This window comes from Paenibacillus sp. Soil787 (assembly GCF_001429545.1).
In the GTDB taxonomy this organism is placed as follows: domain Bacteria; phylum Bacillota; class Bacilli; order Paenibacillales; family NBRC-103111; genus Paenibacillus_E.
In genome coordinates, this window is record NZ_LMSP01000012.1 from 513,208 (window position 1) to 536,038 (window position 22,831).

The window sequence follows — 22,831 nt, forward strand, 5'->3', positions numbered from 1 at the left end:
CCTCCTAATCCCGTAAGGTTCTTCCGGTCAACGACAGGAATAATGCCTCAAGATCAGGCTCTACCTGTGTGAGCGATTGAATTTTCACTTCGTGTTTGGAAAGGATGAACAGGATATCCTGTAAATAGGTTTGGGAGGAACCCACCAGCAGTTCAAGTGTCTGTTCATGAATGGTGACTTGCTTAATCCGCGGATGATCCCTTATTTCTTTGACGGCTTCTTCCCTCAGGTTAACTGCTTGAATGATAATTTTATTGTCCTGCTCAACTTTACCGCGCAATTCTTCTTGAGTTCCGCAAGCTATGAGATGCCCATGATCCATGATGCCGACCCGTGTGGATATGGCGGACACTTCCTCCATGTAATGTGAGGTATAAATAATCGTTGAGCCCATACGGTTCAGCGTCCTAACCGATTCCAGAATGTGGTTTCGGGATTGCGGATCGATGCCCACCGTAGGTTCATCCATAATAATCAGTTTTGGACGATGCATAATTGCACACGCGATATTCAATCTTCGCTTCATCCCGCCCGAAAAGGAACTTGGTCTATCACGAGCGCGATCCAATAATCCTGCAAATTCAAGCGCTTCGTCCACTCTTTCTTTTAGCAGCTTCCCCCTTAATCCATATAACTTCGCGAAAAAAGTAACATTTTCTCGTGCTGTTAGATTTTCGAAAATCGCGAGATCCTGTGGAACAAGGCCAATTCTCCGTTTCACTTCAATGGTATCTTTCGCTACCGAGAGTCCATCGACAAACATTTCGCCTTGATCGATTTTAAGCAGGCCGCTCAGCATTTTGATCGTTGTGCTTTTCCCAGCCCCATTGGGACCTAACAATCCGAAAATTTCACCTTCCTGAATCGAAAAATTCAAATGATCGACAGAAATTTGATTGCTATACTTTTTGACTACATTTTTTATATGAACAAAGCTCACAAGATCCTCTCCCTATTCCCTTATTCCAATTAGTTTTATTACAATCATTGTATCTCCAAGGGATCCCACTAACAGGTAGATTAAGTCATTATTCAAAGGTGACAAAAGTCATTATCTGTCTATTAGACGTGTTAACCGGCTTGGCTAGTATGGTATACTTTGCTTACACTTGCCCTGCAAAGGAAGGAAATCGATTGGCACAATTACGCTCGTTAACCCGCTATTTACTCATTCTCATTCCAGCGATTGCCTCGATGTATTTCGAAAGCTATTCATCTATTGGCACGTATGTTTTCCTCATTCTCATTTTCCTTTGGATTGCGGAACTGCGCAGAACGATATTCTCGAAATCCGTATGGATGCTTTTAATCGAAATCGGATTCAGCGGATGGATGAGCTATCATTATGACGGCATTTTGTTTATTACCTTTTACTCTACGCTCTTATCCTATCTAAGCACCGTAAATAGTCATATTCGTTACTATATCGTGAGTATTCACTTGATTTTATTGAACATATCCTTACATAGTCAGCCAAACAGCTACTACCTTATTGCCAATCTGGTCTTCTTGTCTCTGACGATTCTCCTGCTGCAGATGCTCCAGACAGAGCAAAACAAAGAGGAAATCGAACTGCTCTATGATAGGCTTCGGAGGCAGCATTACGAGCTGGACGAAGCTCGCCTTCAGTTAATGGATTACGCCCGAAAAGTCGAAAACATTGCGCAAACGGACGAACGAAATCGAATTTCCCGAGATATTCATGATGAATTGGGACATAAGCTGATCCGGCTTAAAATAATGATGGAAGCATCCTTGCAAATCCTACCCACGCAACAAAAGAAAGGTGTAGACATGTTAATGTCGGTCCGAGACCAGTTAACAGAAAGCATGGAACTGCTCCGCTCAACTGTACGTAGACTGAAACCAGATGAAGAAACGCTGCAAACCTATTCACTGGATCGACTCATTGAAGGATTGACAGCAGATAAAGGGATATCTATTGAGGTTGAGATACAGGGGATGCCCTACGTGCTGTATCCGAGTTTAGAGTTCATTCTATACCGTAATGCACAAGAAGCCATCACGAATGCCATTCGTCACGGGTCCGCAACCCAGGTTCTCATTCAGTTAACCTATGAATCCAAACAAATTACCATGTGTATTTCGAATAACGGTAAACTGCCTGCTGAGCACACTATGAACGGACTAGGAATGTCAGGCATGGAAGAACGAAGCAAGCTTATAGGCGGTCAGCTTATGGTGTCGATCGGGGATCGATTTACAGTGACGACTGTCTTGCCCACTTTTCGCCAAATTGAATCTACCTAAGAAAGGGTTGAACGCATCATGATCCATGTGCTCATTACAGACGATGATCCATTCATCCGCGAGAGCTTACAGTTAATCATTGGACTTGACGAAAATATTAAGGTTGTTGGTACGTGCACGCATGGAGACGAAGCTTTTGCTTTTATCCAGAGCGGCATTCAGGTTGACGTTGTCCTGATGGACATTCGGATGCCAATCTGTGACGGTGTGCAAGGCACACTCAAGATTAAGCAAGCTTATCCGCATATTGCTGTGCTTATTCTGACCACATTCGACGATGATGAATTTATCGTTCAAGCCTTGCGAAACGGAGCCAGCGGTTATCTGCTCAAAAATATATCGCCGGATCGGATTATTCAAGGAATCAAAACAGTAGAACAAGGCAATCTTCTTATTCATCCTGATATTGCAAAGAAATTGACGACCTTTATCGGCACTAGTTCATCTTCGAACATAAACGCGCCCAAACCACTTGGCGGATATGGGTTAACTGCAAGCGAACAAGCTGTCGTAGCCAAAATCGCTGAAGGTCTGTCCAATAAAGAAATCGCCCAGGAGCTGTTCCTGAGCGAAGGTACCGTTAAGAATTATATTACGGAAATTCTCAGCAAGCTGAACCTCCGAGATCGCACGCAAATTGCTATTTTTTATTTAAAAAAGCAATCCGGCACCGGCAGTTAATTATTTAACTCTCGTCACCTGGATGTCCTCTTTGGAGGAACTTCCAACTACATAATCAGGCTTATTATCATTGCCATTGATTTGCGTCAGTTTGAGAATTGTACGATAGAAATGCCCATTTTCCGTAAGCAAGTAGCTGTATGTATTCTCTTCAGGCAGCGCATCGATGATAATTGGATTCGTCATGTAAGGTACTTTATTGATCTCATAGTATCGGAAACCTTCCACGTACGCTCTGATTGTCTTGAGCTTGACTGGATCCTGCTCCCCTGTAATGACGATGGGTTCATTAATCAGATAGGAAATTTGCGGCGTTTCTTTCCAGCTCTTTTTCAATTCTTCTTCGCTGACATAGATATCCTCTGAATACTTTTCCTTTGCTTTCCGCAATCCGCCCGTAGAGACTCCCATTCGGTCCAAATCTTTCAATCGGTAATACGTCTGATCCGTCATATTAACAAGAACCGGGTAAGTCCCCCCTAAATAATCTAAGTACTGTGGATACGGGTACTGCAGCACAATTTCTGTATAATTCGTTTCGTTGCCTTCCGCAGGCTGCTGAGGATTAATACGGGAATTCAGATAAATTGTTTTCGTGCTATCCTTCCAATTCACAACCGCTCCTAAGTAAGTTCCTAGTTCCTTCACAGGCAAATAACTGGAATTATTATAAATTAATGGCGGATTCGCCAGCTTCACTTCTTGCCCGTTCACGACGACTTTAAAATCATTTCTTAAGTAAGCATCAACACGTTGCAGCACATCCTGTGCGTAAACACCCGCTGTGAAACAAGTTCCCATTAAAGTGCCAAGTACCGCTATTTTTGACCATTTTGACATCCTCATACGTATAAATTCTCCTGTCTTCCTAATTGATAGTTATCACATATTTCGGCATGGTTCCACTTTTTTCCTGCTTTTCAGGCAAGAAAGGTCCAATGGCCTACTTCCTTTCTACAAAACTCGTAATTATTGCGGGAATACACGAATTGCTTTAGAATAATTGAAAACGTATTTGAAAAGAGGAATTTAACAGATGAGTTTCACTGGATTTGCACAGCATGATTTTGATACCTTTGCTATAGACGGTCTTGATGGACGTATGGAAGCCATTCGAGAGCGCATTCAGCCTAAATTTAAAGCTTTAGGTGATTCTTTGGCCCAGGATTTGTCCGTCCTTTCCGGTACAGAAATGTTCCTGCATATCGCTAAACACTTAAGACGAAAAGTGAATCCCCCAGTTGATACTTGGCTGGCAATTTGTCCAAACAAAAGAGGCTATAAACAGGTGCCTCACTTCCAGGTCGGTCTATTTGATGATCGTGTGTTTATTTGGTTGGCTCTTATCTATGAACTTCCGAATAAAAGCAGCATTGCAACTACATATATGAAAGAAATTGACCGTTTGCAAAAAGAAATTCCATCTGATTTCGTCCTTTCCTTCGACCATATGAAAAAAGACGTTACTTCCCTGTCCGATTTAGACCGCAGCGGCTGGAACGACGCATTAATTCGTTTCCGCGATGTCAAAAAAGCGGAGCTGCTAATCGGCCGCAACCTCAGTTTCAAGGACCCAGTTCTAGGGAAACCGGCTGAACTTGAGCTGCTTATTAAACAAACCTTTGAGAAGCTCATCCCCCTTTATCAGATGGCTGTGAACGCAAAGTAAATCAGATTTATGGGAATTTTTATGTGAGACTAAGGTTTCTTTAAAGTAAAATTAACCCCTTCTGCACAGACTAAGCGCTGTAGTCCTAATCCAACAGGAAAGGAGGGATTAAAAAGTATGAACCCTACGTATATGAAAAAGCTAGTGGTGAGCTCTATTGCTTTCACAATCGCTCTTGGCTACACGGCACTTCCCTCCGTAACGGCAGTCGCTCAATCTCCTTCCGAGGATCAGGAGCAAACGATTCGTTTGCAACAGACCGATGAGAAGGACCATGGCGGTCACCGCCGGAAATGGCCGATTGTCGATGAGTCTGCTACTGTCATCGGTGTTGACAAAGAAGCGCTCGTCAAAGCGCTGAAGAGCGGCAAAAGCATCGTAGAAGCAGCCGCGGACAAGGGCATCAGCGAAGACGACTTGACTGCCAAGCTGCAGCAGCTTCGAACAGGCAAAATTGAAGCGGCCGTCAAAGACGGCAAGCTGACAGCTGATCAAGGTGAGCACATGAAGATGAAACTCAGTGAGCATTTGAAGTTCATCCTCAACGAGAAAAACTTGTTAGATGGTCACGATGGCCACGGGAAGTGGCACAAGTTCGGACTGAAGCCGGATACAGAGAAGCTCGCTAAGACTCTCGGTCTGAGCAAAGACGAACTTCACGCCCAGCTCCGCTCCGGCAAATCGCTGGCTGAGATTGCCAAGTCTAAGGGCATATCGAAGGACAAGCTAGTATCGTCCATAAAGGATCAATTAACCCCGTCTATTGAACAATGGGTTGATCGTAAGAAAGACGCGAAAGTCAAAGACTGATAGTTGCAAGTGATAGCAAAAAGGCATTCCTCTGGGTTCCTCTGGGATGCCTTTTTGCTGTTTGGGGTAAGGTGAATAAACTTATGAATGCATTCATCTCCGATTGGTGCGATTCCGACAGTGATGATCCCTTGCCCACCAAACTGTTGTACTTTGTGCAACAATATGGCGGTTTCTATGGACAAATTGGCTTTTTGTTGTACCGCGTACAACATTTTGGTGGGAATCGCTTAGAAATAGGTGTTTTAAACTCGAATTGTTGTACGAAATGCAACAATAGCAGTCTAAAATAGGGTGAGGCAGGTGTATTGTTGCACAAAATACAATTTGGACTATCGTGTACTCGGGGATTTTCAAATGACGGTACCCAACATGTGGTGGATGCCCAGTTGCTAGATGTAAATCAAAGTTACCTGAATTGATGCATGTTCTAAGTATTTGTTGTGATAGCGCTAGCGCACAAAAATTGTGCGCTAGGTCGTCAGATCGGTCGCCACCGGGCGCTAGCGCACAAAAATTGTGCGCAAGGTATGCAGATTCGTCGCCACCGGACACTAGCGCACAAAAATTGTGCGCAAGGTATGCAGATTCGTCGCCACCAGACGCTAGCGCACAAAAATTGTGCGCAAGGTCGGCAGTTTCGTCGCCACCTTGCGCTAGAATTACGAGTGCTGAACATTGCCAACCACTTTAGCCCATAACCCTTCACAAAGTGCTGAACGACTTTAATCCAAATTTTGCAGTCTCTCAGGCGTAGCTTGTTTAGTATCAACCTTTATAAACACTCTCACTTAAGGGCGGCTTAAGCCGTTTATTTGGTTGTTAGACGAGTTTTAGTGAACGTTCGGGGCGACAATTTATGAACATACTCTTTAATAAATCCATTTAAAAATATCCTCTTCAAATGAGTGATTACTCACTTCACAACGAGCATAAAATGGCGTATGATGAGTTCATCAGATAAATGAGTGATTACTCACTCCTGAAAGAGGTGCAAGAAATGACGACAGACATATCTATTCAAGTGAATGGTGTCAGCAAGCAATTTGACGAAAAGGTTGTTCTGAATGACATTACACTGACTGTACCGAAAGCCCATATTTTCGGATTGCTCGGCCCTTCCGGATCTGGGAAAACAACGCTTGTACGTTTGATTGCTGGCATTGATGTTCCCACATCGGGGACCGTTCATGTGCTCGGGCAGCAAATGCCCCAGTTAGCGATGCTATCGCAAATCGGTTACATGGCGCAATCGGATGCCCTTTATGCAGAATTAACCGCTCAAGAGAATTTGGAGTTTTTCGCATCTTTGTATGGGTTAACGGGAACAAAGCGCAAACAGCGGATTCATGACGTCATGGAGCTTGTTGATCTAGGGTCTCATTTGAAGAAGCAAATTTCTAACTATTCTGGAGGAATGAAGCGCCGCTTATCACTCGCTATCTCTTTGCTGCATGAGCCCGGCATTTTAATTCTCGATGAGCCTACAGTGGGAATTGACCCCGTCTTACGCAAATCAATTTGGCAAGAGTTAACGCATCTCAGTCTGCAGGGCACAACGATTCTCATAACCACCCACGTGATGGATGAAGCAGACAAATGTCATCAACTTGGGATGATCCGTGACGGCATACTCATGGCAGTAGGAACACCGGATGAGTTGAAACAGGCTACTTCCTCCGCAACGATTGAAGAAGCATTCTTATATTATGGAGGTGTCAAGCAATGAGAATTCGTGCGATTGTGATCCGTATTTTACGCCAATTCTTTCACGATAAACGTACTTTAATGATGATGCTTGTAGCTCCAATGCTAATTCTTTTTATGATGTCTTTAGTGTTTAACAGTAACACCTATGTCCCTAAAATTGGCGCAGTGAATATCCCCGCTCCGCTCATTCAAAAACTGCAGGATCAAAACGCTGAAGTAGTAACCTACAGTTCAGATGAAGCCCAAACTGAGCTAGAAGCTGTGCATTTAGATGCTATCATAGCGATGAATGGGACAGCGCCGCAAGTGACCTTGGAAGGAAGCGACCCCAGTAAAAATAGAGCCGTGCTGTTCTTGCTGCAAAAAGCACTGCAAAGCGCAGTTCCAGTGAACTCTAACACTAGCTCCAGCTCCTATTTACAAGCGCCAACCATCACCTATTTGCATGGCTCTGCCGATATGGCGGCTTTTGACAATTTCGGTCCTGTTCTCATAGGTTTTTTCGTCTTCTTCTTCGTCTTCCTGCTCTCTGGCGTTTCGTTCTTGAGGGAACGAACCGGAGGAACCTTAGAACGACTGCTGGCATCACCGCTTCGCCGTTGGGAAATCGTTGTCGGCTATATTCTAGGCTTCGGTATATTTACAACACTCCAAGCAACGCTCATTGCATGGTTTGCCACTAGTGTGCTGGGATTAATGTTGGTCGGCTCTTTCTGGTACGTTTTGCTGATCACCGTCCTGCTCGCGTTGGCTGCCTTATCACTAGGAACGCTGATATCAGCTTTTGCTAACAATGAATTCCAGATGATTCAGTTCATTCCGCTTATTATCGTACCCCAGGTGTTCTTCTCAGGCTTATTCAGCCTCGATACGATGTCGATATACCTCCGCTGGATCGGTGTCATCATGCCGCTTAAATACGGAGCAGATGCTCTGCGGAATATTATGATTCGCGGTGCAGGTTGGGATCGCATTTGGTTGGACGTTCTCGTATTAGCAGCATTCACGATATGCTTCATGATCTTAAACATAGTGGCACTGAGGAAGCACCGTAAGATATAATGTTAGGATGTCCTATGTTGCAAAGCCAGTTTTGCTAAATGAAGAGGTGAACACATTGTCCCAAGTCGAACCGTGGTTAAACGAGCTTCTGCGTCTAAATGACGAAGAAGAGAAGATGACCGATAAGCAGATAAAGATTGTTCAAGCGGCCGTAGAGATTTTCTCTGAGAAAGGGTTTGCTGGCTCCTCGACCAGTGAAATTGCTCAAAAAGCTGGCGTAGCGGAAGGTACCATTTTCCGTCACTATAAAACGAAAAAAGAACTGCTGCTATCGATCGTTGCCCCCATTATGACGAAGCTCATTGCACCGTTTGCAGTGAAAGATTTTACAAAGGTATTGGAAGCTGATTATCCAAATGTTGAACAATTCTTGCGCGCCATCACGGTGAACCGATTAGAATTCGCCCGCAAACATTTTCCTGTTATCAAAATATTCATTCATGAAATCCCTTTCCATACGGAGCTGCGTGAACAATTTAAAGAGACAGTTGCCGTATTAGTGCTGGAAAAAGCTTATAAAGCCATAAATCACTTTCAGGCTGAGGGTCAATTAATCGAACTCCCCGAAGCTACGAGTATGCGACTGATTGCCTCTACGATTATTGGCTTCTTAATTACTCGATTTTTGTTTGCACCGGATTCGGAATGGGATGAACCCCAAGAAATCGAGCACACGATTAACTTCATCATGCACGGCCTATCGCCTCGCAAGCCGTAGCTAGCCGTTATAAAGTAAAAAGCTGTACACTCGCCTTCCCCTTGTCGGGAAGCTAGTGTACAGCTTTTTCTCATCTTGTCAGGCGGTTTGCTGCTGCGCCTGCGTCTGACGATCTACAAGTACGAAACGCTGCAGCAGCAGGATCGCTGCTAAGCAGAGCACGCCGCCGATAATGAACGGCAGCGAATGCGCGATGGCGAATACCGCTCCTCCAAGGAGTGGGCCCGCAATGCGGCCCAGACTGTCCATAGAGGAGCTGAGGCCCGTCGCGACGCCCTGACCCACTTTCGTACGCTGTGTAATCAGCGACGTCACACACGGGCGTATGAGGGCGTTACCTGCGCCGAAGACCGATAAGTAAATCGCAGCGGTCACCACGCTGCTCGAGTACAGCAGCAGGAAGAACCCTGCGGCGGATAGCAATAAGCCAATGCCGATCACTCGCTGCTCGGCTCCCTGTTTAACCAAGCGGCGGACAACGCCACCTTGGATTAACGCGCCAACAATACCGCTAGCTAAGAACATCATGCCGATATCGAATGGCGTTGCGCCAATCTTGCCCATTTGGTAATACTGAAGCGTCGCTTCTAGTCCTGCCAATGTGAAAGATACGAAGAATGATAACACATAGAGATACTTCGATGCACCATCGAAAGCTGTCCATCTAGATGGAGCTTTCTCCTTCAAGGAGGTGCGCTTGTCTACGGATAGCGATTCTTTCAGTATAGCAAAAGCAAAAAGAAAGGAAGCTAGTGCGAGACCAGATGCAACAAAGAATGGAAGGTACGTCCCCCAGCGGCTTAAAATCCCGCCGATCGCTGGACCGAAAATAAAGCCTAACCCAATCGACATTCCCACCATACCCATGCCTTTTGTCCGATTCTCAGCGGTTGTAATATCAGCTACATAAGCCACAGCGCAAGCCGTTGCTGCTCCTGAGAATAATCCGCCTAGAATGCGGGATACGTACATGACCCACAGATTACCGTCAGCGAATCCAAATATCAAAAAGCTAACACTAAACCCAAGCAGTCCAATTAAGATAATCGGTCTGCGGCCGATGCGATCCGATAATCCTCCCCAAATGGGGGACATGAGAAAAGAGGCAGCGGAATAGACCGACAATAGCAGCGCATTATGATATTCAGCGCCTGCACCTTTAACAACTTCCGGCAGCACAGGAATGATGATCCCGAAACCTACGAATATAGTCATCAACAAGAGCATGATAATTCCGATCTGTTTATTCATGATGCTTATAATCCTCCAAACGAATCAATTTCCCTTATCGTACCATACCTTTTTTGGGGATGGAAATGAACATTTGAAGAACAAGCAGCACGACCAGCACTAGGCCGCTCATCAAGAATGGCGTATGATAGCCATACACGTCCCAAAGCTTTCCAGAAACGATCGGCCCAATGATCATCCCCATTCCTTCAATCGTTAGGAAGAACCCCCAAACTGCGCCTCGTTTCTCCGGTGGAATGGCTGAAGCAATGAGCGCATTCCAAGAAGGAATAAGGAAGGCATAGCCGGCTCCAAGTACAGCAACCAAGATATAGAGCAGCGTCATTGTCTTCGCGAAGGTAAACAGGAGAAGCGCAGAAGCGCTTAGCAAACAACCTGCAACCAAAAATGGACGAATACCTAGACGATCAACCAATTTCCCCATCGGAACTAAGAAAATGACAGTAACAGCCCCGCCAGCAATAAGAAACATACTGTACTGAAAAGATGTAAGCTTCAATACCTCTTTGGCATAGAGTGTGAGAATGGGAGTCAATATACCAAGAGCGAACGTTTGCAGGAACATCGCAGGGAATAACAGCGGGCTGACAGACATTGAGCGCCTTACTTCACTTAGATATGTTTTTATCCGCTCCCAGAGTGGTATTGCTGCAGCTCGGTTAGAAACCAAGGCCTTCTCCGCCCTGCCCTCTCCATCCGTTCTTATTACGCCACGCTTTCTTGGCAGCATGAGCGCAACAAGAACGACAACCGTCATACAGCCGATCAATAATCGAAATCCGGTGCTGTAGTTATTTTCTCCCACGAAAAAGTTAATAGCTACTGGTCCCAGTCCAACGCCCGAGAGCCAAGCCATATAGACAACGCTCATGATCGTGGCTTTACCATCGTCGCCGGCCACTTCCGTCGTTCCTGTGATCACACAGGGCCATAATGGCGCCGTACCAAAGCCAAGCAGTGCACATCCTAGGATCATCCACATATATTGGGTTGTCGTTGCAATTAGAATGACCGAAACAAATGTCAGGAGCACACCGGTAAGCATGGTTGTTCGGTACCCCAACTTGTCAATAATCCAGCCAACAGGTGTACGAAGCACATTATCACCAATATATTGAGCAGCAAGCGTCCAGCCAATAATAAATGTCGATGCACCTAATGTCGATTTCATATAGACCGGTAAAATCGTTAAAAGTAAGGCTCCCTTCACAAATTCGACGACAAACATAATAATTAACAATTCGATCACAAATGGGGAAAACAAGCGATTATTCCGCCATTTTTGCATCCAAACCATAAGATTTCTCCTTATTTTGGCGTATTTTAACAAGTTGCTGTTAGTTTTACCTGAACTAGCACAAACTATTTTTTAAAATTAGCTTGCATGAAATCTCTATTTTGATATACTCATTTTGTTTGTTGCAATGTTTAACAAACAATCCACGATAGAAGGGAAGCGATAATCAGGTGGATCATACCCGTACCCCCCTGTTCACTGCACTGCTCACACATGCTGAGAAAAATCCAATTCAATTCCATATTCCAGGCCATAAAAAAGGAGTCGGCATGGACCCGGAGTTTCGTTCCTTTATTGGGGACAACGCGCTGTCTATCGACCTCATCAATATAGCACCGCTGGATGACCTTCATCAACCAATGGGCGTGATTGAAGAAGCTCAAAAGCTTGCTGCAGACGCCTATGGAGCGGATCACACGTTCTTCTCCGTCCAAGGGACAAGCGGCGCCATTATGACCATGATTATGACCGTGTGTTCGGAAGGCGATAAAATTATCGTTCCGCGGAATGTACATAAATCTGTCTTGGCCGCGATTATTTTCGTAGGCGCTAAGCCTGTGTTCATCCAACCTGCCCGCGATAAAAACTTAGGTATTGATCACGGAATCCCGACGCGTTCTGTTCGCCGCGCACTCGAAAAGCATCCGGATGCCAAAGCTGTTCTGGTCATCAATCCGACCTACTATGGCGTATGTACGAATCTTAAAGAAATTGTTGACCTTGTTCACAGCTATAACATGCCTGTCCTTGTCGATGAAGCTCATGGTGTACTCATTCATTTCCATGATAAATTGCCGATGTCCGCGATGGAAGCCGGAGCCGATATGGCCGCGACTAGCGTGCATAAGCTAGGTGGTTCTATGACGCAAAGCTCAGTCCTCAACGTGAAAGGGAATCGTGTTAATCCAAAGCGAATCCAAACCATTATTTCGATGCTTACGACAACTTCAACTTCCTATATATTGTTAGCCTCTTTAGATACTGCACGCAGACATCTGGCGTTAAATGGTCATGCAATGGCTGAACGCACGATAGAACTTGCACAGTACACAAGAAAACAGATCAACGAAATCAGTAACCTCTACTGCTTCGGGGAAGAGATTTTGGGTGAAGAAGCGACTTTCAGCTATGATCCGACGAAAATATGCGTTCACGTACGCAAGCTTGGCATCACTGGCTTTGAGGTCGAGAACTGGCTGCGCGATCATTACAATATTGAAGTCGAAATGAGCGACATGTACAACATTCTCTGTCTTATAACACCTGGCGACACCCAAGAGAACGTCGACACCCTACTCGAAGCCTTACGCGAGCTCTCACATATGAATGATGACGTTGCTGAAGTAAAAGAAGTTGTCATCAAAGTTCCTGCAATTCCACAATTAACTTTAACACCTCGGGATGCTTTCTATGGTGAAACCGAAATACTTCCGTTCAAAGACGCTGCGGACCGCATCATTGCCGAATTCATTTACGTGTACCCGCCAGGCATTCCCATTTTACTTCCAGGTGAAGTGATAACCCAAGAGCTTATTGATTACATTGTGGAGCATGTCGAAGTTGGGTTGCCTGTAAAAGGGCCTGAGGACCGCAGTGTTCAAAATGTGAAGGTTATCGTCGAGACACAAGCGATTTTCTAGTATCCGCCCCGAGCGGTGTATATATTGTAAAACCGTTTACATGATGCTATGATGTTGGTGATGTTTAGCGAATGAGGTGAACAAGGAATGGCTCAAAGCGCTTATATTAAATTCGTAACAGGATCCATAGTTGCCGCACTCACCTTGGATGAACTAAAGGAAAGGCTGCTGCATTACCGTGATCAGCTCAGTCAGACAGCCAAGCAGCTTGGCTGGGAGTATGACGAGGCCGGATTCCCTTATACCATTGAGACGAAGCCGGAAGGCGAAGGCAAATGGTTCTACCTGAAAGGTATCAATCCTTTATACAAATATATTGTGATTGGTGTTGGTAATGAGCAGAACCAAGAGAAAGAGCAGCATTATGTGCAAGTCGTGTTGCCCGACGACGCCACACATGGCGATAAAAGCAAGGGCAATGAATTCTGCAAATACCTTAGTAAACTGCTGAAAGCTGAACTTCATCTATTCAACGGCAGAATCATGTATTTCAATCCTAGAAAATGAATGTATGCAAACAGAAACCCCCTAACAGATCACTCTGCTAGGGGGTTCTTATGTATAGCTCTTAGTCTTCGCCTTCTTGAGCCACGATCTCATTGTAAATAGTCACTACACGTTCCCACTCTTCTTCATCTTCAATGTTGACAAGGAAGGCATCGTCGTCCTCTTCTTCAACACGGAAAATAACACCGTCAGCTTCAGGATCGTTACGATCGAGCAAAACAGCATAAGCCTGCTCTTGAGATTGGAAAGTATATACCATCACCATCTCGTGCTCTTCGCCGTTCTCGTCCGTTACGATAAAAACATCTTCCCCTTGCTCGTGATCGTGGTCACAGTCCGGGCCGTGTACATGATCATGCTTATCATCGCTCACAGGCAGAACCTCATTTCGTCGAATAATTAGTTACTTAATTATCCTAACATTTTCATAATAAGAGGTCAAACCACTTTCGAGTTTGCTTTTCCTACTCGGATTGAATCTGCTTCTCTGAGACGACTGAATAGTCGTTAGAACCATCTTGCTTCATAGCAAATTTAACGACGTACGTGCCCGCCTCGTCAAAGGAAACGCCATACAAAGGTACTTTCAGCCAAAACGATTCCTTGGATTCGGAAATTGATTTCACAACCGGTGTAATAACGCTCTTCCCACTTGGTGATACAACAGAAACCCGTACAGAATTAATGCTTGTCTTCAAATTATCGACTTGAGCAAAAACAATAAAATCTGCTTCTTTGCCGCGCTCTACAACACCAAAAGGAACGATAGCAGAGTCTTTACGCACCTCAGTCGTAAAGAACATGTGCACATTTGGTTTGTATAAGTAGGCAGTCTTGTTCGAGTTATCCCATTTCACCAATGCCTGTAGCGCATCACTTACTGCGCGCAGCGGCAGAACGGTTTTACCATCAACAATAAGAGGCGGAACATCTGCATCCCCGAATTCCACTGTCTCTTCATTAACGATTAATCGGGCAATATTATTACCTTTAAAATCCCCCCATATCGATGAAGCCACCACTGCAGCCGTACTTAGAACAAAAAACATCAGCATTAACGCTAATATCCGTTGAACTTTCATTCGCGTAACCTCCAGCTCTTGTTAGTAATCTTGTGTCTGCATCTTTATACTCCAATGATTAAGAAGAGTTGCGATGATTATTAAATTTTGATAAAAAATCCAGAACACGTTGTGTATAGGCTTCCGGCTGCATCTGATAGGAGCCAACATGCCCCGCTTTTTGTGTGATCCAAAGTTCAAATGCATCCGGATGGCGGCTCCACATTTCTTCACTGTTAGACCAAGGAATAGCCTCATCATCACGACTATGAATAAAAAGAATCGGCCTTGGATAAATGTGATCTACCGCGGCAAGCGCATCAACACGATGTGGGTTGATACCAATTAATCTAGGCAAAATAAGTAGAATTAGAGGTGTAAAAGGGAAACGTGGAAGATTAGACCATACAGGTAAATTGTCCTTTAAATAGGGACTAAGCTGACCAAAGGCGCTATCTGTTATGACCCCTAACACAGCCCTTTCTTCGGCTGCTGCTAGGATGGAAGTACTGCCGCCCATTGAAAAGCCAATCAAGCAGATTTTACTTGGTTCGCGTTCCTGAACCCAGTCGATAGCACCGAGTACATCTTGCTTTTCCAAAAAGCCAACCGTCGTTATATTCCCCTGCGAGTTCCCTGAGTTCCGAAAATCAAACATAAGCACATGATATCCTGCTTCGACAATAGATTTAGCCAAAGCCAACGCTGGAAGCCCTTTTTCCAAACGTGTTCCGGCATAACCATGAGATATAATAACGGTCATTGGGATAGCATCCGTTGGCGCACAAGATGACTTCAAAAACCATCCATCTAAACGAACATCTCTTGATCGGCTTGGGAATGTAATATTCTCCATATGCAAACCATAGTGGTCAGGCGAGTCATCAACAGGTTTACGTTGCGGATGTGTGAGCTGCCAGCCAACATAGACTGATATACCTATTAGCGCCAGACAGACTAGAACGAACAAAATACTGATAATCATCCAAATCATGAAGTAATCAACACCTTTTAATTAATGGTTGAAATTCCGTAACCTCGCATGCTACATTAGAAAAAGATGGTTTTTGTCGAACAATGGAGGCTGCTGAATGAGTTTGCAAATTCAAATGTTGGGAACCGGCAGTGCATTTGCCAAAACATTTTACAATACAAGTGCATTAATCCGTTCTAATGAATTGAACATCCTAATCGACTGCGGGGCAACAACGCCAAGATCGCTGCATGACATCGGTGTACAGCCTGACCAAATTGATGGTATCATCATTTCACACATTCATGCCGATCATGTCGGCGGATTAGAAGAAATGGCCTTTCGATTGTTATACCAATACAAGAATAAGAAGACCAAACTTTTCTTAACAGAATCGCTAGCAGGAGTCCTTTGGGATAATACGTTAAAAGGCGGCATGTATAATCCCACAGACGGTTTTAGCAGACTAGAGGATTATTTCGAAGTCATCCTTATTGACGATAATGTACCTACTAACATACTGCCTGGTCTAACCATTGAATTTATATCCACACTTCACATACCTCATAAGCTTAACTACTCACTTTTTATCAATGGCCAAACCTTCTATAGTGCTGATACCCAATTTAATGGGGAGCTTCTCGTTCAAGAAATTGTTAACAAAAGAAATTGTCATACCATTTTACACGATTGTCAACTAAGCGGGAACGGTTTTATTCATGCTACATTGGAAGAACTGCTTACCTTGCCTGATTATGTACAAGAGCGAATCTATCTAATGCATTATGGCGATGATATGATGAATTTTGTTGGGAAAACAGGCCGCATGACTTTCATACATCAACATGAAGTGATTGAAATTCCAGAATAATTATTTTACGCTCAGAACCTAGGGATGAACTGTCCTTAAGGTTTTTTTTTTGAGAAAAAGCGTGATACTTTTCAATTTTGTTTACTTTTGTTAGAAGGGATTTAGTGAATAGACAGAGAACATGTCACAAGGTGTGAGAAAGCTCAATGTGGGTCATTCAACAGATAAGCGACCGCGTTTAGTTACATTCAGGAGATGATATGGTGGTTATCAATTGGATTTTTTATGTCTATGCTCTTGTTTTTTGTCTATACACAACTATTTTGCATACTGCTTTTAACATACCCTTACTTGTTGCAGCATTGGTCCTTTACATCATCAGTCTAAGGTTTCAAATGCAGCATGCGGCAATTCCTTGGCTTCGCTTACTTTTCATTGGATTTCTACATTACATCGGTCATTCGAATTTATGTCTTCCTTTGTACATACTAACACTTTCCTTCGATATTTATAAAGATGAAAGCCGCAAAAAATCTTGGGTGTTAGCTGCTGCCTATGCACTGATTTATATTTGCAATGTTTATCTCATTATTGGTTTCTCCAGCAAGAATTTGCTGTGGATTTATGCTCTTAATAGTATACTTGATTTTACCGCGGTAGCCTTATTCACACGAGCAGTCTATTCTACAATTAGACAAGCAGATTCATTAAGAAATGAACGATATTTATATGCGCAAAAGGATTCGCTAACAGGCCTATATAATTATGAAGAGTCGCATCGTAGACTGGAACAATACATACAGCAAAAGCAAAGTCTAGTCCTTATTCTTATTGATTGTACGGATCTGAAGGCAATGAATACAACGCGCGGGTTTCAAGCGGGGAATTTCATTTTGAAGCAAATGGCTGACCTCCTGCAAATCTTGTTTAAAGACTCCCTCTTTATAGCAAGATACGGTGGTGATGAGTTCGCTGTCGTCATGCCGATTAATCCTGATCATGATTCTACAGCTTCTTTCAAGCAAAAACTTGATTCTGAACTCCCCAAATTGACTGGTATTCAAATCACGTATGGCATGGCTTCTTATCCGCTAGAAGGTTTGACCAAAGATGATCTCATTTTACTTGCAGAGCATAACTTATTTATGAAAAAGCGCGAATCATGGTTGAAGCGCGAAGAGCATATGCTCAGATCGGAAAAATTGAGAGTCGTCGGTGAGCTTGCTTCCGGGATGGCTCATGAAATTCGAAATCCGTTGACAACGGTAAAGGGATTTTTGCAAATCTCCAAGGCAAATGGTTACAATATTGAAAATTGGTATGCAATGATCATGGATGAAATTGATCGGATGAGTGACTTAACGGCAGAATTCCTCCAATTCTCAAAGCCCCATCGCATTGATTTCCAGGTCGATTCTCTCCATGAATGTGTACTTAAGGTTATTGCCTTGATGGAATCAGAAGCTACTCGTTTCGGTCACGAGATTCATTATCAAGAATGGATAGATCCGATCCTCGTATGGATGGACCAGGATAAAATGATACAGTTATTGCTTAATATTATTAAAAATGCTTGCGAAGCGATGGTAGAAAACGGCACTATCCACATGCAATTAAGCCGCGATCCGAAGAACGCGACTTTAATTATTGCAGATAACGGCCCAGGTATTCCAAGTGAACAGTTGGAGAAAATCTTCCATCCCTTCTTCACGACGAAAGCAGCCGGTACCGGACTTGGTTTATCTATTTGTTACAAAATCGTTCAAGATCATCAAGGGACCTTGGAAGTTGAGAGCGAACTTGGAAAAGGCACACGGTTTATCATAACCTTCCCCCTAGTTGAAGAACATTCACAGAATGAAAAAACCGCTTTTCTCTAAAGCGGTTTTTTCATTCTGACATGCAGGATGCCAGCATCATAAAAAGGTTCATCCGAGATGACTTTATAGCCAAGTTGGCTATAAAAGCCCTCAGCTTGACACTGTGCGTCGAGAATCGCAGATGTGCAATGCTTTTCACGAGCTTGCAGCTCCATGGCAAGAATCATTTGCTTACCTAGGGATTGGCCCCTATATTCTTTCAAAACCGCTACTCGCTGCAATTTAGCCGTCTGAGGTTGATACTCATACCAACGAGCAGCCGCAACAGGCTGATCTCCATCTAACATAAGAAAATGATGGCACGCTTGAGGTGATTCATCCTTATCATCCATTTCCTCGTGCTCAGGTACTTGCTGTTCTTCAACGAACACTTTGAACCTTACGCCAAAACAGGCTTGTAATTGATCTTTCGTTGTGACTCGAATAATTTCCATGTGAACTTCTTCCTTTCTAAGAACATTTCTTGATCTTATCCCATTCAAGAAAAGTTGTCCACATGTACCGTTCATCCTATTTCTTAGTTTCCAGCATATAACTAAAAGCACCTATGGCGATACCCAGCAGCGCTCCCCCCACGACTTCTCTTGGCAAATGACCTAAGTGTTCCTTTAAAGCTTTTCGTTTTCGTTCATGGTACAAACCAGGATGCTGTTTAGCCAAACGCTCCACTTGCTCATCGAGGTCATTCACTTCAACCGCAATCTCTCCAGCAGCCCGCCTGATTCCCATCGCATCATACATCACGACCGCTCCGAAAACCGAACTCACGGCAAAATCGATCGCAGAAACGCCTCTTTTCATCGCTATATAGGTTGCAAGTGCAGATACCCCAGAGGAGTGTGAGCTTGGCATTCCTCCGGTTTGTGTCAGCTGTGACCAGTCCCACTTTCCAGTTTTCAAGTAAAAAAGTGGCAATTTCATTACTTGAGCAGTACCAATTCCAATCACTGCTGTTGTCAATGCTCGATTCATAACCTTCACCTCACTTCTAGCATCCATCACAGGTTTAGATTCTATTCTAAAAGTTTGATACAATAGAAATGTTGACCCTGAAATGAAAATCTTAATTAAGTTTTCCTGTGGAAAACTCAGCCTATGCTTACCAAGGATAAACGACTCCGTCGTCCTTCAGGAACGAGCGCGTTTGTCAAGGTAGATGCGAAGCAAAAGTATAGAACTTATACTTTCTTATCTACGAAGAAAGTTTTCCTACGGAAAACTCTAAGGAGTGTTAATGAATGAATATTGCTTTTTTCCTTTTGCCTAAATCCGAAGTTATCACTACGACATTGCAAGCAACGCTTCGTCAAACATTAGAACGTATGGAATATCACCGTTATACGGCTGTGCCTATTCTTTCCGATGATGGTCTTTACGTAGGCACGGTTACCGAAGGAGATTTATTGTGGTTTCTTAAAAATTCAGACGGAATTGGCTTCGAAAATGCTCATCGCCATGTGCTGGCCGAAGTCCCACTGCGTGTACAAAATAAACCGGTTCATATTCATGCCGAAATGGTCGATCTTATCGATTTGGCCAAAGTGCAAAACTTCGTTCCGATTGTAGATGATTCCGATAAATTCATCGGGATTGTTCGTAGAAGCGAGATTATCGAATACTGCGCGAAGCAGATCGTATTTAAATCCCCCTCCGCTGCAGGAGAGAGGTAGTCCAGGCGCAATGAAGTAAGTAGATGACTTGCGTAATCAAATAGGCGCTGCCCAGCATCAGAAATGGAAGCATACCGTACACATAGCGATCCACCGGAATAAATACCATATGGACACTTAAAACCAAGAGAAATGCCACCGTTAAATATTGAACTGAAAGCTTGCGAAAGCTGAAAATAATCATTGCCATGCTGCCTGCAGCAATTAAGAAAGTATGCAGCTGTGCAAGTGCATTCGCATACCACGCTGGTACGGAAAAAGGATATGGTCCCACCCACATCGTTTTAAAAAATACGAGTAATTTTCCAATTGTCATCCATTTCATCCATAACAACGGTTCTTCAATCAAACCTTCTTTTATCCGTCTCAAACCTTCAACGAACTGATTATCTGTATCGATATGGTCCCAATCAATTGTTCCTCGAAAGTAGGGGTCCGTTCCTCCAAGGAACGGATTGCCCGCTTCCCCTTTGGCGATAAAAATAAAAGAATGAAAAGTTATCCAATTCCGAATCCACCAAGGCATCATGATACAGGCAAAAGACGCAGCTGCAAGCAATCCATAAGCTGCGTCTATTTTCTTCGTTTTCACCCAAAGAAACATGTAAGGAACAACAGCTAGGGGAAGTACATTCGGGCGTATAAGAACACAAAGTCCCAGCAGAGCCCCCATCCATAGATGATCCCGCCTTTTATTATCCTGAATGATACGCACCTGCATGTAAAGCAAAGCCGTAAAAACAGTCAAAAACGGAACCTCCGTCAAGATGAGTGAAGTTGACCAAACGTAGGAAGGATACACCGCGGCAAAAGCGGCGGCGATTAGCCCTGTTATGGGGTTAAACAACCTTTTCCCAATCAGAAATAAGAATAGTATTGCTCCCAGTGAAATAAAGCAATTCATGATACGAACGACCATTAATGCCGACTCCAGTTGTTCATGGCCTGTAAGGCTAAATACAGCCGCTAAGAGCAGCGGAAATCCGGGTGTCACGAGTGAATTAGGCACGGTATCGCGATAGGCAAATATGCCTTTGTCGAGCAATTGAATCGCTGTCTTCGTGTACTCTAATTGATCCCACTCTAATGGTGGGTATTCAGCTTCTAGCACATAGTGCAAGCGTAAATACAAAGCTGCAGCCATGAGCAGCAGCAAACCAAGCCAAACTCCGCGTTTCATAAGACCCTACTCTCCTTATTAGACAAACCTATCTAGCTAACAGGTAGGCGCCTCCAACTACGAAGAGCAGCCCTAACCATTGTGATGATGTAAATGTTTCCTTTAATATCAACCACCCGAACAACGCGCCCAGTACATACGCAATCGATTGGAGCGGATAAACACGACTTAGATCGAATCGACTTAGCGCATAGAACCATATCAACGTAGCCATTCCATAAAGTAAGCATCCCACTAGAATGTAAGGCTGCATCAGTACGGTTCCTAAATTATGTATCCCTGTTAATGGCGTTCGATTGAGTGCTATTTTCCATGCAATTTGACCACACACCAGTAAACATACATTTAGGAATACAATGAGAATCGGTGTCGTCATCAATCTCATTCAGACCCCTTTCCTCGCAATTGTTCTTGCAGCAGCGCAACTTCCTGTATCAACCGGGTCAATTTGCGATGAAGCTTAGAAATAACTAGCGTCAAATGCATGATAAATACTAATGAGAATAACAATCCTACCAGAAAAAGCAAGGAAGGCGCATAATAGATATGCATTCTCTGCGATACCTGATCCAATAAGCTTGGAAACACACTAAACATGGCCATGATAAGCCCTAGCACTAGCCAGAGAATAGCGTACTGCTCCTGTAGTTTTTGCCTACGAATAAGCTCTACGGAAATGAAAATAAATACCAAACAAAAAGAGATTGCCCAAACATATACATTCATGAAATATCAACTCACATTACGAATTCTTGACATACATACAGCAAGAGATACTTTAACCATATAGTAGAGCGATTTCAAAGGGGTAATGGACGATTGACCCGCTTTCCTCTCATGCATTAAAACAGATACTTCTTTCAATCTGAATTGCTGCCGTTCTAGTAAAACGATAGCTTCAACCTCCGGATAATCCTCCGGGTAATACCTTGCAAAAAGCTCAATGATGGGACGGTTCACCGCTCTAAAGCCCGATGTAGGATCTGTGAAGGTCTTACCAATCATCCAACTAATCATCCAAGTAAAAAAGAGAATACCTAATCGTCGATTCCAAGCGGAACGATAGGCGGTCTTCATCAGAAATCGTGAGCCGATGCAGCAATCCACATGTCCAGTCAAGATTGGCTCCATAATTTGAGTCAATGCTTCGGGATCATGTTGACCATCTGCATCGATCTGTATAGCGATATCGTAGCCATTCCTTGCCGCGTACATGTATCCCGTTTGCATGGCGCCACCGATGCCTAGATTGACAGGCAAATCGATTACAGCCGCATGCTGCAACGCACGGGCAACTGTAGAGGTACGATCCGTGGAACCATCATTGATGATGACAATATCCATATTAGGCTGCTCCCGCTTTATGGAAGCTACCACACCTGCTAACGTTTTTTCTTCGTTGTAAGCCGGAATAATGGCAAGGGTCTTCATTAAGTCATTCCTTCCCTCCCTACGATCATCCATTCTTAACCATCTCTATTCCCAAGCATACCCGCTTCTCCATCTGATTAAACCAAATGCCATGAATGCAAATAGATAGAGCCCGAAACGCAAAAAAAGAATGGGATTTAGTCCCCATCCTTCCCATCATCGAAGCAGCAAGTAACCCTTATACGATCAACACTTATGAAGAAGACTGT

Annotated in this window: 25 protein-coding genes; 12 read left to right on the forward strand and 13 right to left on the reverse strand. The window is 43.9% G+C overall.

The features are described from left to right. Positions 1–4: 4 nt before the first annotated feature. The gene (locus ASG93_RS14935) at positions 5–940 is read right to left on the reverse strand and encodes an ABC transporter ATP-binding protein (protein ID WP_056833187.1); all 936 of its coding nucleotides are present in this window, start codon (positions 938–940) and stop codon (positions 5–7) included. 194 nt (positions 941–1,134) lie between these two features. Between ASG93_RS14935 and ASG93_RS14940 the strand changes: the two genes are divergently transcribed. Both ASG93_RS14940 and ASG93_RS14945 read left to right on the forward strand, forming a co-directional pair. Further along, positions 1,135–2,271, forward strand: a complete 1,137-nt coding sequence (locus tag ASG93_RS14940; RefSeq protein WP_056833189.1) for a sensor histidine kinase — start codon at positions 1,135–1,137, stop codon at positions 2,269–2,271. Between the two features lie 18 nt (positions 2,272–2,289). Continuing rightward, positions 2,290–2,952, forward strand: coding sequence for a response regulator transcription factor (locus tag ASG93_RS14945; protein WP_056833191.1), 663 nt, complete (start codon positions 2,290–2,292; stop codon positions 2,950–2,952). Here ASG93_RS14945 and ASG93_RS14950 read toward each other — a convergent pair whose 3' ends face one another. Beyond that, positions 2,953–3,798 (reverse strand): stalk domain-containing protein, encoded by an 846-nt coding sequence (locus tag ASG93_RS14950; RefSeq protein WP_056833193.1) that lies wholly within the window; start codon positions 3,796–3,798, stop codon positions 2,953–2,955. Positions 3,799–3,988: 190 nt separating this feature from the next. On the opposite strand from ASG93_RS14950, the gene ASG93_RS14955 reads away from it, so the two are divergent. The 5 genes from ASG93_RS14955 (at position 3,989) to ASG93_RS14975 (ending at position 8,921) form a co-directional block, all read left to right on the forward strand. Then, positions 3,989–4,621 (forward strand): YktB family protein, encoded by a 633-nt coding sequence (locus ASG93_RS14955; RefSeq protein ID WP_056833196.1) that lies wholly within the window; start codon positions 3,989–3,991, stop codon positions 4,619–4,621. Between the two features lie 117 nt (positions 4,622–4,738). After that, the gene (locus tag ASG93_RS14960; protein WP_056833198.1) at positions 4,739–5,431 is read left to right on the forward strand and encodes a hypothetical protein; all 693 of its coding nucleotides are present in this window, start codon (positions 4,739–4,741) and stop codon (positions 5,429–5,431) included. Between the two features lie 1,000 nt (positions 5,432–6,431). Further along, positions 6,432–7,160: an ABC transporter ATP-binding protein gene (locus ASG93_RS14965; protein WP_056833200.1), complete on the forward strand. Its 729-nt coding sequence runs from the start codon at positions 6,432–6,434 to the stop codon at positions 7,158–7,160. Further along, on the forward strand, positions 7,157–8,203 hold the full coding sequence (locus ASG93_RS14970) for an ABC transporter permease (protein ID WP_056833202.1): 1,047 nt from the start codon (positions 7,157–7,159) through the stop codon (positions 8,201–8,203). Before ASG93_RS14965 ends, ASG93_RS14970 begins: the two co-directional genes overlap by 4 nt. A 115-nt stretch (positions 8,204–8,318) precedes the next feature. Further along, positions 8,319–8,921: a TetR/AcrR family transcriptional regulator gene (locus tag ASG93_RS14975; protein WP_235550858.1), complete on the forward strand. Its 603-nt coding sequence runs from the start codon at positions 8,319–8,321 to the stop codon at positions 8,919–8,921. Positions 8,922–8,999: 78 nt separating this feature from the next. Here the strand turns inward: ASG93_RS14975 and ASG93_RS14980 are convergent, their stop codons facing one another. After that, positions 9,000–10,172, reverse strand: coding sequence for an MFS transporter (locus ASG93_RS14980; protein WP_056833206.1), 1,173 nt, complete (start codon positions 10,170–10,172; stop codon positions 9,000–9,002). A gap of 34 nt (positions 10,173–10,206) precedes the next feature. Beyond that, a complete protein-coding gene (locus ASG93_RS14985) occupies positions 10,207–11,469 on the reverse strand; it encodes an MFS transporter (RefSeq protein ID WP_056833208.1) in 1,263 nt (420 codons plus the stop codon). Between the two features lie 170 nt (positions 11,470–11,639). Between ASG93_RS14985 and ASG93_RS14990 the strand changes: the two genes are divergently transcribed. Continuing rightward, on the forward strand, positions 11,640–13,109 hold the full coding sequence (locus tag ASG93_RS14990; protein WP_056833210.1) for an aminotransferase class I/II-fold pyridoxal phosphate-dependent enzyme: 1,470 nt from the start codon (positions 11,640–11,642) through the stop codon (positions 13,107–13,109). A gap of 87 nt (positions 13,110–13,196) precedes the next feature. Then, entirely contained in the window at positions 13,197–13,616 is a 420-nt protein-coding gene (locus ASG93_RS14995) for a DUF1885 family protein (RefSeq protein ID WP_056833211.1), read from the forward strand. Between the two features lie 61 nt (positions 13,617–13,677). Here the strand turns inward: ASG93_RS14995 and ASG93_RS15000 are convergent, their stop codons facing one another. From ASG93_RS15000 to ASG93_RS15010, 3 genes are all read right to left on the reverse strand, one after another. Beyond that, positions 13,678–13,989: a DUF1292 domain-containing protein gene (locus tag ASG93_RS15000; RefSeq protein WP_029196098.1), complete on the reverse strand. Its 312-nt coding sequence runs from the start codon at positions 13,987–13,989 to the stop codon at positions 13,678–13,680. A gap of 91 nt (positions 13,990–14,080) precedes the next feature. Beyond that, the gene (locus ASG93_RS15005; RefSeq protein ID WP_056833214.1) at positions 14,081–14,698 is read right to left on the reverse strand and encodes a stalk domain-containing protein; all 618 of its coding nucleotides are present in this window, start codon (positions 14,696–14,698) and stop codon (positions 14,081–14,083) included. 58 nt (positions 14,699–14,756) lie between these two features. Next, a complete protein-coding gene (locus ASG93_RS15010; RefSeq protein WP_056833216.1) occupies positions 14,757–15,671 on the reverse strand; it encodes an alpha/beta hydrolase in 915 nt (304 codons plus the stop codon). A 97-nt stretch (positions 15,672–15,768) separates the two neighbouring features. Between ASG93_RS15010 and ASG93_RS15015 the strand changes: the two genes are divergently transcribed. Together ASG93_RS15015 and ASG93_RS15020 are read left to right on the forward strand one after the other, a co-directional pair. Next, positions 15,769–16,521 carry an MBL fold metallo-hydrolase gene (locus tag ASG93_RS15015; protein WP_056833217.1) on the forward strand — a complete coding sequence of 251 codons (753 nt, stop codon included), beginning with the start codon at positions 15,769–15,771 and terminating at the stop codon, positions 16,519–16,521. Positions 16,522–16,721: 200 nt separating this feature from the next. Further along, positions 16,722–18,341, forward strand: a complete 1,620-nt coding sequence (locus ASG93_RS15020; RefSeq protein WP_056833220.1) for an ATP-binding protein — start codon at positions 16,722–16,724, stop codon at positions 18,339–18,341. Here ASG93_RS15020 and ASG93_RS15025 read toward each other — a convergent pair. Beyond that, positions 18,338–18,775, reverse strand: coding sequence for a GNAT family N-acetyltransferase (locus ASG93_RS15025; protein ID WP_056833222.1), 438 nt, complete (start codon positions 18,773–18,775; stop codon positions 18,338–18,340). The two genes, ASG93_RS15020 and ASG93_RS15025, sit on opposite strands and share 4 nt — an antisense overlap. 76 nt (positions 18,776–18,851) lie before the next feature. Then, positions 18,852–19,313: a divergent PAP2 family protein gene (locus ASG93_RS15030; RefSeq protein ID WP_056833224.1), complete on the reverse strand. Its 462-nt coding sequence runs from the start codon at positions 19,311–19,313 to the stop codon at positions 18,852–18,854. A 266-nt stretch (positions 19,314–19,579) separates the two neighbouring features. Between ASG93_RS15030 and ASG93_RS15035 the strand changes: the two genes are divergently transcribed. Next, a complete protein-coding gene (locus tag ASG93_RS15035) occupies positions 19,580–20,011 on the forward strand; it encodes a CBS domain-containing protein (protein ID WP_056833226.1) in 432 nt (143 codons plus the stop codon). On the opposite strand, the gene ASG93_RS15040 is transcribed toward ASG93_RS15035, so the two are convergent. The 4 genes from ASG93_RS15040 to ASG93_RS15055 are packed head-to-tail and all read right to left on the reverse strand — an operon-like array spanning position 19,980 to position 22,655. Continuing rightward, positions 19,980–21,191 carry an ArnT family glycosyltransferase gene (locus ASG93_RS15040; RefSeq protein WP_056833228.1) on the reverse strand — a complete coding sequence of 404 codons (1,212 nt, stop codon included), beginning with the start codon at positions 21,189–21,191 and terminating at the stop codon, positions 19,980–19,982. The genes ASG93_RS15035 and ASG93_RS15040 overlap by 32 nt on opposite strands. A 28-nt stretch (positions 21,192–21,219) precedes the next feature. Beyond that, a complete protein-coding gene (locus ASG93_RS15045; RefSeq protein ID WP_056833230.1) occupies positions 21,220–21,576 on the reverse strand; it encodes an EamA family transporter in 357 nt (118 codons plus the stop codon). Next, positions 21,573–21,917: a DUF2304 domain-containing protein gene (locus ASG93_RS15050; protein ID WP_056833232.1), complete on the reverse strand. Its 345-nt coding sequence runs from the start codon at positions 21,915–21,917 to the stop codon at positions 21,573–21,575. The genes ASG93_RS15045 and ASG93_RS15050 overlap by 4 nt, the downstream gene beginning before the upstream one ends. 6 nt (positions 21,918–21,923) lie before the next feature. Then, positions 21,924–22,655: a glycosyltransferase family 2 protein gene (locus tag ASG93_RS15055; protein WP_235550848.1), complete on the reverse strand. Its 732-nt coding sequence runs from the start codon at positions 22,653–22,655 to the stop codon at positions 21,924–21,926. Between the last annotated feature and the right edge of the window lie 176 nt (positions 22,656–22,831).